Annotated in this window: 13 protein-coding genes; 9 read left to right on the forward strand and 4 right to left on the reverse strand. The window is 40.3% G+C overall.

What is annotated here, in order from left to right; all coding sequences use genetic code 11:
• Positions 1-185: 185 nt before the first annotated feature.
• The 3 genes from rplM to rpsB all read left to right on the forward strand — a co-directional run bounded on the left by rplM (position 186) and on the right by rpsB (position 1,944).
• Complete coding sequence (gene rplM / locus NYR17_RS02450) at positions 186-641, forward strand: 50S ribosomal protein L13 (protein WP_302506164.1); 456 nt, start codon at positions 186-188, stop codon at positions 639-641.
• A gap of 5 nt (positions 642-646) precedes the next feature.
• Positions 647-1,033 (forward strand): 30S ribosomal protein S9, encoded by a 387-nt coding sequence (gene rpsI, locus NYR17_RS02455; protein WP_302506165.1) that lies wholly within the window; start codon positions 647-649, stop codon positions 1,031-1,033.
• Positions 1,034-1,188: 155 nt separating this feature from the next.
• A complete protein-coding gene (rpsB, locus tag NYR17_RS02460; protein ID WP_302506166.1) occupies positions 1,189-1,944 on the forward strand; it encodes a 30S ribosomal protein S2 in 756 nt (251 codons plus the stop codon).
• 908 nt (positions 1,945-2,852) lie between these two features.
• On the opposite strand, the gene NYR17_RS02465 is transcribed toward rpsB, so the two are convergent.
• The 4 genes from NYR17_RS02465 to NYR17_RS02480 all read right to left on the reverse strand — a co-directional run bounded on the left by NYR17_RS02465 (position 2,853) and on the right by NYR17_RS02480 (position 5,552).
• On the reverse strand, positions 2,853-3,542 hold the full coding sequence (locus tag NYR17_RS02465; RefSeq protein WP_302506168.1) for an RluA family pseudouridine synthase: 690 nt from the start codon (positions 3,540-3,542) through the stop codon (positions 2,853-2,855).
• Between the two features lie 6 nt (positions 3,543-3,548).
• Positions 3,549-3,875 carry a hypothetical protein gene (locus tag NYR17_RS02470; RefSeq protein ID WP_302506169.1) on the reverse strand — a complete coding sequence of 109 codons (327 nt, stop codon included), beginning with the start codon at positions 3,873-3,875 and terminating at the stop codon, positions 3,549-3,551.
• A 93-nt stretch (positions 3,876-3,968) separates the two neighbouring features.
• Positions 3,969-4,784 (reverse strand): 3-methyl-2-oxobutanoate hydroxymethyltransferase, encoded by an 816-nt coding sequence (panB, locus tag NYR17_RS02475; protein WP_302506170.1) that lies wholly within the window; start codon positions 4,782-4,784, stop codon positions 3,969-3,971.
• A 54-nt stretch (positions 4,785-4,838) separates the two neighbouring features.
• The gene (locus NYR17_RS02480) at positions 4,839-5,552 is read right to left on the reverse strand and encodes a Crp/Fnr family transcriptional regulator (protein WP_302506173.1); all 714 of its coding nucleotides are present in this window, start codon (positions 5,550-5,552) and stop codon (positions 4,839-4,841) included.
• Between the two features lie 88 nt (positions 5,553-5,640).
• On the opposite strand from NYR17_RS02480, the gene NYR17_RS02485 reads away from it, so the two are divergent.
• The 6 genes from NYR17_RS02485 (at position 5,641) to ccoG (ending at position 13,235) form a co-directional block, all read left to right on the forward strand.
• Complete coding sequence (locus NYR17_RS02485) at positions 5,641-8,034, forward strand: heavy metal translocating P-type ATPase (RefSeq protein WP_302506174.1); 2,394 nt, start codon at positions 5,641-5,643, stop codon at positions 8,032-8,034.
• 120 nt (positions 8,035-8,154) lie between these two features.
• Positions 8,155-8,343, forward strand: coding sequence for a cbb3-type cytochrome oxidase assembly protein CcoS (gene ccoS, locus NYR17_RS02490; protein WP_302506175.1), 189 nt, complete (start codon positions 8,155-8,157; stop codon positions 8,341-8,343).
• 5 nt (positions 8,344-8,348) lie between these two features.
• Entirely contained in the window at positions 8,349-10,628 is a 2,280-nt protein-coding gene (gene ccoN, locus NYR17_RS02495) for a cytochrome-c oxidase, cbb3-type subunit I (protein ID WP_302506176.1), read from the forward strand.
• Between the two features lie 29 nt (positions 10,629-10,657).
• Positions 10,658-10,849 carry a CcoQ/FixQ family Cbb3-type cytochrome c oxidase assembly chaperone gene (locus NYR17_RS02500; protein WP_302506177.1) on the forward strand — a complete coding sequence of 64 codons (192 nt, stop codon included), beginning with the start codon at positions 10,658-10,660 and terminating at the stop codon, positions 10,847-10,849.
• Positions 10,850-10,862: 13 nt separating this feature from the next.
• Positions 10,863-11,741 carry a cbb3-type cytochrome c oxidase N-terminal domain-containing protein gene (locus NYR17_RS02505; protein WP_302506178.1) on the forward strand — a complete coding sequence of 293 codons (879 nt, stop codon included), beginning with the start codon at positions 10,863-10,865 and terminating at the stop codon, positions 11,739-11,741.
• A gap of 51 nt (positions 11,742-11,792) precedes the next feature.
• The gene (gene ccoG, locus NYR17_RS02510) at positions 11,793-13,235 is read left to right on the forward strand and encodes a cytochrome c oxidase accessory protein CcoG (protein WP_302506179.1); all 1,443 of its coding nucleotides are present in this window, start codon (positions 11,793-11,795) and stop codon (positions 13,233-13,235) included.
• Positions 13,236-13,253: the final 18 nt, after the last annotated feature.

Below are 13,253 nucleotides of genomic sequence, written 5' to 3' on the forward strand. Positions count from 1 at the left end.
ATGAGGTTCGGTGGAGGAGAGAAGGTATCAATTCCCCATCAATAAAGCGGGCGTTCCACGAGAATTGCCATAGTGTAGATGATGATTTTATATTTTTATAAGGATAAGTTTTTCAATTCAAAAAATATTCTTACCTTTGCAGACCCTTAGAGGGGAAAATTATGTTTAATCGTAAACGATAAATTGTGAATACATTAAGTTACAAGACAGTATCGGCAAACAAGGCTACCGCTAATAAAGAATGGGTTGTGGTAGATGCTGCCGGGCAACCATTAGGGCGTTTAGCGTCTAAAGTTGCGAAGATTTTGAGAGGTAAGCACAAAGCGAACTTTACCCCACATGTAGATTGTGGAGATAATGTCATCGTTTTGAACGCTGGGAAAGTAGAACTTTCAGGAAACAAGTGGAAAGACAAGACTTACATTTGGCATACAGGGTACCCTGGTGGACAAAAGTCTATGACCGCTGAAGAGCTTAAAAAGAAAAATAGCCTTAGAATTTTAGAAAAATCTGTAAAAGGTATGTTGCCTAAAAACAGATTAGGTGCGGCTATCTTCAAAAACCTTTACCTATACGAAGGTACAGAGCATAAGCACGAAGCGCAGCAACCTAAAGTAATCAACATTAACGAATTCAAATAAGTAATATGTCTATAGTACACAAAATAGGAAGAAGAAAAACTTCGGTAGCCAGAGTTTATGTAAAACCAGGGACTGGGAACATCACCATCAATGGTAAAGAACTTAAAAACTACTTTGGTACAGATGTTTTGGTATATAAAGTTAACCAACCTTTTTTACTTACAGAAACTGCAGACCAGTATGATGTTACCGTAAATGTCTTCGGTGGCGGTATTACAGGACAGGCAGAAGCCATTAGATTAGGAATCTCTCGTGCACTATGCGAAATCAACGAAGAGTTCAGAACGGTACTAAAACCTCACGGACTTCTTACAAGAGACGCAAGAATGGTGGAAAGAAAGAAACCAGGACAGAAAAAAGCGAGAAAGAAATTCCAATTCTCTAAGCGTTAATATTTTATATACCAGCTTATGGAGATTAAAAACCTTTTTTAAACCCCATAGCAAAAACCAATTGCCCGTTATGTTTAGCATCCAAACATTTCTCCCATCTTAAGAAATAGTTGATTGCAAAAAAGCGGAAAGTAAACTAACAAATAAGAAATACAATGGCAAAAATAAATGTAAAAGACCTCTTAGAGGCAGGTGTTCACTTCGGACATATGACCAGAAAGTGGAATCCTAATATGGCTCCATACATCTTTATGGAGAAAAACGGTATTCACATTATTGATTTACATAAAACAGCAGTTAAGTTAGAAGAAGCTTGCCAAGCCTTAGAGAAAATAACCTCTGCAGGTAGAAAAGTCCTTTTCGTAGCCACTAAAAAGCAAGCGAAAGAGATCGTTGCTAAGCACGCCTCAGAACTTAATATGCCGTACATTACAGAAAGATGGCCAGGCGGTATGCTCACCAACTTCGTAACCATCAGAAAAGCGGTGAAGAAGATGAACGCTATCGATAAAATGAAAAAAGACGGCACATTTGAAACCCTTTCTAAAAAAGAAAGACTTCAAGTAGACAGACAAAGAGCGAACTTAGAGAAGAACTTAGGCTCTATCGCAGATATGGTGCGTCTTCCATCAGCTTTATTCGTAGTGGATATTATGAGAGAGCACATCGCGGTAACAGAAGCTAAAAAATTAGGTATCCCAGTATTCGCTATTGTTGATACCAACTCTGACCCAAGAAAAGTGGATTATGTAATCCCAGGGAACGATGACGCTTCTAAATCGATTGATATGATTTTATCACAAGTATCAGACGCCATTAAAGAAGGTCAATCTCAAAGAAAAGCAGAAAAAGAAAAATCTAAAGAAGATACCAAAGTTTCTGCCGAGAAAGACGCCGATTTTGACGCATAATCATTTTTTTCATAATAATAAGGAGAAGCTTAGCGGATTGATTTCGCTAAGCTTTTTTCATACCCACCAAACACAGAAAAAGGGCACTGCAATAGCAGCACCCTCTTTTCAAACAATAGTATTATGGTAAAAAGAAACCAATGGTATCTCACCATTATTCCTTATGATACCCGTGTGGATCATTTTACACAACAAATTTAGCACGCCGCAACCATATACTTTATGATTACAATCATAAAATAAAAACAAAATAAGATTAAAGCCACCCACCACAATAACCCACCCATTCCTTCAATTAAAAATAAGAACCACCAAAACCATAACGCCCTCAACGCCCTACGGAACCACCACCAAAACCTTATCAACCTTTATCATTTTTAATGAAATAAAGTCTCCCAATATCAGAATAAAACCCAAGCCTTTCAAAACAATAACCAATCCAAGCAAAGCTAATATCAAAGCCAGTAAAACAATCATCCAAGCAGGTAGAATACTTATAAAAACCAACAAAATAACCCTCAAAAATAGCGGAATAACCAAAAAGAATAGCGGAATAACCAAAAAGAATAGCGGAAAATCAAAAAACAAGGGCGGAATGTCCATTATTTTAGGCGGAATAAAGACCAAATTCAACGGAAAATGTTTTTTGAGGGCGGAATATCAAAGATTAAGGGCGGAATATATAATATTCACAACGGAATACACAATCAATTGAATAAAATAATAAAATCAATCTCCAAAACACCCACCGAAATCTAACAAATAACCAATTACACCACTAAAATAACCCCCAACACCACCCAAAAGCCCATAAAAACTCTAAAAATAATGGATAACATCAGAAAAATAGAAACTCAAAACAGCGGAATAATAGACATCACCCCAGTAATAACAGAGCCAAACACAAATTAAAGGCTCTCGCAGGCTGCCCAAAGGGCATCGTGGGGAGGAACAGGCGCTATAATTTCCATTTCGGCTTTCGTAACAGGGTGGACAAACACCAGCTTTCGGGCGTGGAGAGAAATACCGCCGTCAGCATTAGAACGAGGGGCGCCATACTTTAGATCCCCCTTAATAGGAACGCCAATCTTCGCCAACTGGGCACGGATTTGATGATGTCGCCCCGTTTCCAAGTCAATTTCCAGAAGAAGATAGTGCGTTAGCGCTTGGATAATGCGGTAAGTCAGCGCCGCCTCCTTAGCCCCCGCCGTAGCCTTAGGGAATACAATCGCTTTATTATTTTTTTCATTCTTTTTAAGGTAATGCACCAAGCGTTGCGTGCGTGGCAGCGGTTCCTTAGGCGTAATCGCCCAATAAGTCTTCACAATCTCCCTCTTTTTAATCATTTGCGTCAGTCGGGACAGCGCTTTTGAAGTCTTCGCATAGATAACCAAGCCAGAAGTCGGGCGGTCTATCCTATGCACCAAGCCCAAGAACACATTTCCAGGCTTGTTATCCCTCACTTTTATGAAATCCTTCAACAATTCCAGCAAAGAGGTATCGCCCGTCTTATCACCTTGCACCAATTGCCCCGCTTTTTTATTGATGATGAGCAAATGATTGTCCTCGTACACAATTTGATTGGCAATACCCTCCATAATCAACTAAATTTGATGCGTTTTATTTCTAAAAATGAAAGAAGGAATAATGCAGCACAGCAATCCCACCGCCGTAAGGTACGGAACCGAAGGCAACAGCTTCCCAACCACCACCAAAACACCAGAAATAACAATCCAATACCTTAGCAAAGGCTTCTTGTACTGCAACCCAACGAGCATAAAGGTGATGCCCATAAAAATATAGAAAACTTGGTTACGCAACAAGTCATTAACCGCCTCCGAGAACGGCTTAACCCAACCGATAACCAAGCAAATTAAAGTTAAAACTGAAAAAATAAGCTGTAAGTTCTTTAAAACAATCTTCTTATTCATAAAAATAATCGTTTCTTTTATTAAAACAATGCATTTTTAGAGCGGAATAACCTAAAAAAGGTAAGGAATAACCCTAAAAATAGGCGTAATAACTTAGTAACTCTCACTTTCGTTAGGGAAATTTTGCGTTTTTACATCCTGCACATACTGAGCCACCGCCCCCGTGATTTCATTGTAGAGGTCTAAGTAGCGGCGGAGGAACTTCGGCGAGAAACCTTGGTTCATTCCCACCATATCTTGATAAACCAGCACCTGACCATCGCAGCCAGCCCCCGCGCCAATGCCTATCGTTGGGATATTGACCTTCTCAGACACCGTTTGAGCCAGTGCCGCAGGGATTTTTTCCAAAACCAAAGCAAAACAGCCCAACTCTTCCAGCAATTGAGCATCGCGGATGAGTTTTTCAGCCTCCGCTTCCTCTTTAGCCCTCACCTTATAGGTCCCGAACTGATAGATGGACTGCGGCGTAAGCCCCAAATGCCCCATAACAGGGATCCCCGCGTGCACAATCTTCTTGATGGACTTGGCAACCTCCTCGCCACCCTCTAATTTGATGGCGTGGGCTTCGGCTTCCTTCATAATTCTGATGGCAGACTCCAGCGCTTTGTCGGCATTACTCTGGTAAGTTCCAAATGGCAAATCCACCACCACCAATGCCCGCTGAACCCCACGGATCACCGACTGTGCGTGGTAGATCATCTGGTCTAAGGTAATAGGCAGCGTTGTTTCGTGCCCAGCCATCACATTGGCGGCGGAATCACCCACCAAAATGGCATCTACACCGCCCGCATCCACCATTTTAGCCGTAGTGAAGTCATAAGCGGTAAGCATAGTGATTTTTTCCTTCCGAAACTTCATTTGGCGGAGCGTCTCGGTGGTTATTTTTTTAATATCGGAATGTACAGACATCGTTATTTTTGTCTTAATAGGAATAAAAAATGAAAAAATGGAAATTAAAAAGGCTTAGAGCAACACATGCCCTAATTTTTTAAGTTTATCGTGGTTAATAATTTTAATATTTCTGCCCTCAACCTCGATTAGGTGGTCGTTTTTAAACTCGGAGATGAGTCTAATAGCGCTCTCGGTAGCCGTACCAATCAAGTTCGCGATTTCCTCGCGCGTTAGAGAGATTTTAATGAAGCCCTCGGGGTCCGTCCCGATTTTCAATTCTAAAAGAAGTAGGATTTCTGCCAGTCTTTCGCGGACGGTTTTCTGCGCTAAGAAGGTAATGGTGTTAGAAGATTCGCCCAGTTCATACGCAATTTTCTGGAGCATCATAAAAGAAAGTCTGGAATCGGCTTCCAAAAGTTGGAGGAAGACCTCGGAAGGGACAAAAGCGACTTTCAGATCGGTCATCGCTTCGGCTTTGGCTTGAAAATTCTCGTTGCAGAGCAAGGAGCGGTAGCCTATAATATCGCCTTTCTTAATAATTCTAAGGATTTGGTCTTTGCCATAAACGCCAGATTTAGAAAGTTTGGCATTCCCTTTCTCTATGAAATAAACGCCCTTAGGAGGCTCGCCATCATCAAAAAGAACATCACCTTTGGCAAAGTTTAGGATTTTCTTAGACTTAAGATATTTATGATAATCTTCGGAATTTAGATGGTTTTGGAAAAACTCATCATTAAAAACTTCTTGGAACTTTTTCTCGATTTCTAATTGTTTCTCAACCGACATAGCGTGATATTTATCAGCAAAAATACTATTTTTTAATGTGTAGGACAAAGTTTTTTATCATATTTTTGTGCATTAAACCCAATGTGTAATGTCAGAAACTTGCTTTCACTGTGGACAATCTATAGAAAAGGAACGGATTTCTTTTGATGATAAAGTCTTCTGTTGTAATGGCTGTAAGTCTGTGTATGAGATACTTATCTTGCATAAAATGGACAATTTCTATAGCCTAAATAAGAAAGCGGGCGTGCGCCCTAATGCAGATGGCACCACACAGTTTGATTATTTAGATACGCCTGAGATTTTTGATAAAATTGTGGACTTCTCCGAGGGTAATTCTACGCTGGTTACCTTTAAAATTCCTGTGATCCACTGTTCCTCTTGTATTTGGCTTTTAGAAAGTTTAAAGGAATTACACCCAGAAATTAGATACTCGCAGGCTAACTTTACACAAAAGACCTTGCAAATATCCTTCAATCATCATCAATTGAAGCTCAGCGAGCTGGCTTACTTCTTAGCGGATTTAGGCTATAAGCCCGTGATCAACTTAGAGACCACCGAGAAGAAAGAAATAGACCGCACTGGGGAGCGAGATCTGGTGATTAAGTTGTCCATAGCGGGGTTTGCCTTCGGAAATGCGATGATGTTTGCCCTCCCAGAATACTTTTCTTGGATCACCAAAGAAAACGACTATTGGATTAACGAGTTGGCGCCGTTTTTTAGATTTCTAACGCTGTTGTTGTCCATTCCTGTGGTGGTTTATTCGGCATCGGATTATTATAAATCGGCGTGGTATGGCCTTAAGCATAAAATCGTGAATATTGATGTGCCTATTGTCCTCGGGATTTTGGTGCTTTTTGGGCGGAGTGTTTATGAGGTGACCACAGATTACGGTCCAGGCTATTTTGATACCCTCTGTGGGTTGTTATTCTTTATGCTTTTGGGTAAATTTTTCCAAAAACGAACCTACACCGCCTTATCTTATGACCGAGATTATAAATCGTTCTATCCGATAGCCGTTACCAAGATTGATTTTAATAAGGAACAAAAGAACATTCTCCTTTCAGAAATCCAAGTGGGCGACCGTATTTTGGTAAGAAACCAAGAAATTATCCCTGTGGATGCCATTTTAATCAGCGGGGAGGGGAATATTGATAACAGCTTCATCACGGGAGAATCTGCCACCATACCTAAAAAGCCTGGCGACAAAATTTATGCAGGGGCAAGGCAACAAGGCACCGCACTGGAGCTGGAAGTGATAAAAACAGTGAACCAAAGCTACCTAACGCAATTGTGGAACAAGGAAGCCTTTCGGCAGAAGGACACAGGGCTGGACAGCTTAACCAATTACATCAGCCGATATTTTACATTCATCATTTTGGGGATTACTTTGGTGGCGGGGAGTTATTGGTATTGGGCAGATTCAGATAAAGTGTTCCAAGTGGTTTCGGCAGTGCTCATTGTGGCGTGTCCGTGTGCGCTGGCACTTTCGGCGCCGTTTGCCTTTGGGCATATGATGCGGATTTTAGGGCGGAAGAAGTTTTATGTAAAAGATGCCCTTACCATAGAGCGCTTAGCGAAAGTCAATACTTTGGTTTTTGATAAAACAGGAACCATTACTTATAATAAGAAGTCCAATATCACTTATGAAGGCACCGCTTTAAAAGAGTTTGATTTAAAAAATATCAAAACTTTATTAAAGAATTCCAACCATCCGTTGTCTAAATACCTCTACGACTTCATTACTATTACTGATGATTATTTCCCGATTTCCAATTTTCAAGAAACGGCAGGGCAAGGCTACCAAGCCAAAGTTCGGGGGCATCTTTATAAGATCGGCTCGGCACGGTTTGTGGGAACAGCATCGGCGGGTTTGGAGACGGCGGTGTTCATTAGTAAAGATGAGGTGTTTTTAGGGCGTTATATTTTTAGAAATGAGTATAGGGCAGGGCTTGCGGAGATGTGTCAGCGCTTATCTCAATATGAAATCCATATTTTGAGTGGGGATAATGCTTCCGAAGAAGCAACTTTGAAACGAATTATTCCCCAAGCGGTAGCGCTGCGGTTCAACCAATCACCAGAGGAGAAGCTGGAGTACATTCAATCTTTACAAAATCAAGGTAAAATAGTAGCGATGCTCGGCGATGGGCTTAATGATGCGGGCGCGCTTAAACAGAGCAATGTGGGGATTGCCGTGGCGGATGATACCAATGCTTTTACGCCATCTTCGGATGTGATTATGGACGGAAAAAATATGGATTTTATCCCAGATGATTTAGCGATGAGCCAAGCAGCCATTAGTGTGGTTAAACTCACTTTTGTGATTAGTATTTTGTACAATATCGTAGGCTTGGGCTTTGCGGTAACGGGACATTTATCGCCGCTGGTGGCTGCCATTCTGATGCCGCTGAGTTCTATTAGTGTAGTGGTTTTTACCTCCGTATCTACTTGGTTATTAAGCCTAAAATACTTCAAACGGCATTGATTTTAGATAAAAAAGTCTTATTTAGAAAGGTTATAAATTAACAAAATTTAACACTTTCTGATTTAAGTCAGTATAATTTCCTTAATTTTGAGGGCAATTTAGTTTTACCTTTGTGGTCTGATGGAGATAATCTATTTAATGGTGATATGCAGCGTCTCGTTGGCGGTTATTTTTCTGATAATTTTTATTATCGGCGCTAAGCGAGGGCAGTTTGAAGATGATGAATCTCCAGCAGTACGCATCTTGTTAGATGATGAAATTAAAGAACCTACACAGGAACAAGAAGAAGAAAATAATAAAAGTGATTAGTTAATATGGAAACACAAAAGTTTAGTTATGACAACAGCATTGTGCGTGCTTTCCTCTACGCCACTATTACCTTTGGTATAGTTGGATTTTTGTTGGGGCTTACAGCGGCACTTATGCTTTTCTATCCAGAACTCCCAGAGTTTTTATTCGGTACCGATGACCCTACCATCGCCAGTTTAAAGAGTGGTGATTTACAAGGGCTCATCAATACCCAAGGGGCTTTCGGGTTTGGTAGAATCAGAATGCTACACACCAGTGCAGTTATTTTTGCCTTTGTAGGTAATGCCATTTTTGCGGGCGTTTATTACTCGCTGCCGAGGTTGTTAAAAACAAGAATGTATAGCGATACACTTTCTTGGATTAACTTCTGGGGATGGCAGATTATGATTGTTTCAGTCGTGATTACTTTCTTTATGGGGATTAACACCTCTAAGGAATATGCCGAACACGAGTGGCCAATTGATATCTTAATCGCTGTGGTTTGGATTATCTTTGGTATCAATATGTTCGGAACCATCGCGAAGAGAAGAGTAAGACACCTTTATGTAGCCATATGGTTCTACATTGGGACTTGGGTGGGGATTACCATGCTCCATGTCTTCAATAACTTAGAGGTGCCATTAACCTTTACCGGTTGGAAGTCTTATTCCGCTTATGCAGGGGTGAAAGATGCCTTGGTACAATGGTGGTATGGACACAATGCTGTGGCGTTCTTCCTTACAACGCCAGTATTAGGTTTGATGTATTACTTCTTACCGAAAGCGGCAGATAGACCAGTATTCTCTTACAAATTATCTATTATTCACTTCTGGTCTTTGATCTTTGTTTATATCTGGGCTGGACCTCACCACTTACAATATACCTCACTGCCAGCTTGGGCACAAGCTTTAGGAACAGGGTTCTCTATCGCATTGATTGCACCATCTTGGGGGGGGATGCTCAACGGTCTTCTTACCTTAAGAGGGGCTTGGGATAAGGTGAGAGAAAATCCTATTTTGAAATTCTTTGTTGTGGCGGTAACTTGCTATGGTATGGCAACCTTTGAAGGTCCATTATTAGCCACTAAAACTTTAAATAAAATTGGACACTTTACAGACTGGGTTATTGGTCACGTACACATTGGTGCCTTAGGTTGGAACGGCTTTATGGCGTTCGGTATGATTTACTACTTAGTGCCAATTATGTGGAGAACCAAACTATGGTCTGTTAAATTAGCCAACTGGCACTTCTGGTTGGGTACATTAGGGATTATCTTCTATGCGGTGCCATTATACATCGCTGGATTTACCCAAGGTTTAATGTGGAAACAATTTAACCCAGATGGAACTTTGGTTTACAAAAACTGGTTAGATACCGTTACTGCCATTATCCCTTACTATTGGATGAGATTTATCGGTGGTTTATTCTATATTTCAGGAGCTATTTTAATGGTGGTGAATGTTATTGCTACCGTGAGAAAAGGTTCATTCCAAAAAGAAGTACCAGCGGAAGCCCCTGCATTACCTAAAATCGGTGATGCCAGAAAACAAGGCGAATCTGTACACCTTTGGATTGAAAGAATGCCACTTTACCTTACTGTATTGTCTTTCTTAGTATTGGCAATTGGAGGTATGGTAGAGATTTTACCAACGCTTACTGTGAAAGATAATGTACCAACTATTTCTTCGGTTAAACCTTATACTCCGTTAGAATTAGAAGGTAGAGATATCTACATTAGAGAAGGTTGTAACGCTTGTCACTCGCAGATGATTAGACCATTCCGTGATGAGGTGGTGAGATTTAACGGTAAAAATGGACAATATTCTAAAGCTGGAGAGTTCGTTTATGATAGACCATTCCTTTGGGGGTCTAAGAGAACAGGACCAGACTTACAGAGAGAAGGTGGTAAAAACCCAGATTCTTGGCACTTCAAGCATATGCTTAACCCAAGAGCTACTTCTGCAGGTTCTATTATGCCGAGATATCCATGGCTTATTGCGAATACTTTAGACCGCTCTCAGACTAAAGCTAAAGTAGAGTTGATGAAGAATGTCTTTGATGTTCCTTATACTAAAGCAGAGATAGACACCGTAGATGCGTGGATGGATCACCAAGCGGAAGGCATCGTGAGCAGAATTTATTCTGAAGCTGCCGATGTGAAAACAGCCTTTGAAGAAAGAAAAGCCAAAGAAGGCGCTGAGTTTGTACCGCTTGAGAAGAGAGAAATCGTGGCTTTAATTGCTTACCTACAGAGATTAGGTACAGACATTAAGACAACGGATGTTAAAACCGCAAGTATTAAATAATTATAAATCATCTCTAAAGGAGCATTATTATGATACCACAGAATTTTAAAGATATCCTCTCTAATTCAGAAGGTACAGGCTTTTATCAGACATTAGCACTGTTATTATTCATCTTGTTTTTTGGTCTTGTGGTTTACTATGTGATGAGCAAGCCGAAAAAATACTACGAAGATGAAGCCAATGCTCCTTTAGATGATCAAGAAAAGCAGAATAAGTTCTAAAAATAAAGATATTATGAAACAAAGAACGCCCGTTTATTTGAACATTATAGTAATCTTGACTATCTTGTTTATAGTGTACTATATGTTCGTACAGAATACTTCATTTATCGCATCGCCTTATTTTTGGGGTACGGTAGTGATCAGTATCATCTTAGCGTTAATCCACAATGCTATCGGTGATTTGATTGAAAATCAGAAGTTTGCAAAACTTTCTGACGAAGAGAAAAAAGCGTATTTAGCAGAGAAGAAAATCCCTTACTGGAAAAGACAGTGGGATAGTGCCTTCAAAAAACAATCTGGAAAAGAAGAAAAAGACATCTTGATAGACCACGGTTTTGATGGCATTATGGAGTTAGATAACCAATTGCCAAAATGGTGGGTAGGTTTATTCTACTTAGGTTTTATCTATTTGGTAGTTTATATGGTGGCCTTCTCATTTACAGACTTTGCACACCCAGACAAAGAGTACGAAGTAGAGCACAAAGAGCAAATTGCCAGCATAGAACAGTGGATGAAAGACACGCCGCCGCCAACAATTGATAATGCAGTTTATTCCGCAGATAACATTGCCGAAGGTGAGCAGATTTTCAAAACCAACTGTGTTTCTTGCCACGGTGATGGTGGTAAAGGAGGGATAGGTCCTAACCTTACCGATAAATATTGGATTAACCACACGGAAAAAACTTTATTTAAAGAAGTGTTCCATATGGTGGAAAATGGGTCGCCTAACAACCCTACCATGCAAGCTTGGGGTAAAAATGGGGTACTTACTGGCTTTGATATTGAAAAAGTAGCCGCTTATGTGTACCACATTAACCAAGAGCAAGCGCCAATTACACAAGCACAAGGTGGTGCCGCACCACAAGGTGATTTGGTAAATTGGGAAAAATAAAATCAACATTATTTTTTCAGATTTTCTGAAAATAAAGAACAATAGTATAAAATGGCTGATAAAAAAGTACAAAATCCGAGTACCGTTATAGAGGCAACAACCTTCCGAGATTCTGTGGGGACAATGGACAACACAGGGAAACGCAAATGGGTATTTCCAAGAAAGCCCAAAGGAAAGTATACCAACTATAGGGACTATGTGAGTATTTTTTTATTAGCCGTTTTTTTTACGCTTCCATTTGTGACCATCAATGGAAATCCTTTTCTACTCATCAATATCTTAGATAGAGAATTCTTTATCTTTGGGCAGCCATTTTATCCGCAAGATTTCTATATCTTAGCTTTGGGTGCCGTGACTTCTATTGTCTTTATCATCGTGTTTACGGTGGTTTTCGGTAGAATTTTCTGCGGGTGGATTTGTCCTCAAACCATCTTTATGGAAGGCGTATTCCGAAAAATAGAATATTGGATAGAAGGCGACAGAAATAAGCAAATCAAATTAGACCAACAACCTTGGAATGCCGAGAAAATTCGTAAAAGATTGCTCAAATGGAGCATCTATGCCGTTATTTCTTTGGTGGTAACCCACTTTATGTTTATGTATATTGTGGGCAAAGATGAGGTGCTGCGAATTATGGAAGAAGGACCTGCCGAGCATCCTACCAATTTTATTGTGATGTTGCTCTTCACAGGGGCTTTTTACTTGGTTTTTGCGTGGTTTAGAGAACAGGTATGTACTTTGGTTTGCCCTTACGGAAGGCTGCAAGGTGTGCTTATCGACAAGCAAACCATCAATGTTTATTATGATTTTAAACGAGGCGAAAACCGCTCTAAATGGCGTAAAAATGAAGACCGAAAAGCCGAAGGCAAAGGCGATTGTATAGACTGTAATCAGTGCGTGGTGGTTTGTCCTACAGGGATTGATATTAGAAATGGGCAACAGTTAGAGTGCATCAACTGTACCGCTTGTATTGATGCTTGTAACGAGGTAATGGAGAAAGTAGGCTTGCCAAAAGGACTCATCCGTTACGCTACAGAAGATGAAATAGAACAAGGCAGAAAATTCAAATTCACTTCAAGAATGAAGGCTTACACGGTGCTTCTTACGGCGTTGGTGATTTTCTTAGGAGGATTGCTCTACAGCCGAGGCGCTATGGAAGCCAAATTCATCAAACCTCCGGGGAGTACTTTTTTCATCAGTGGTAATGAGATTGTGAATACCTACAACTATACATTGCTCAATAAATCGAATAAAGACCGCGTGGTTACCTTTAAAGTTTTAGAGCCTCAGCACGGTAAAATCACTTATAGCGATGGCGCAAAAATCACGTTAAAACGCGACAAGATGATCAAGGGAACGGTCAATATCAGCTTCCCGAAATCTGAAATTAAAAATCAAAAACAAAACTTGGTGATCGGGGTTTATGATGAAAAAGGCAACCTGATTACCTCTTACGAAACCTACTTTGAGGGCGAGTTTAAGTTGCAGTTTTAGCATCACGAAGTCTTTTGA

Source organism: Riemerella columbina, assembly GCF_030517065.1.
Classification (GTDB): Bacteria; Bacteroidota; Bacteroidia; order Flavobacteriales; family Weeksellaceae; genus Riemerella; species Riemerella columbina_A.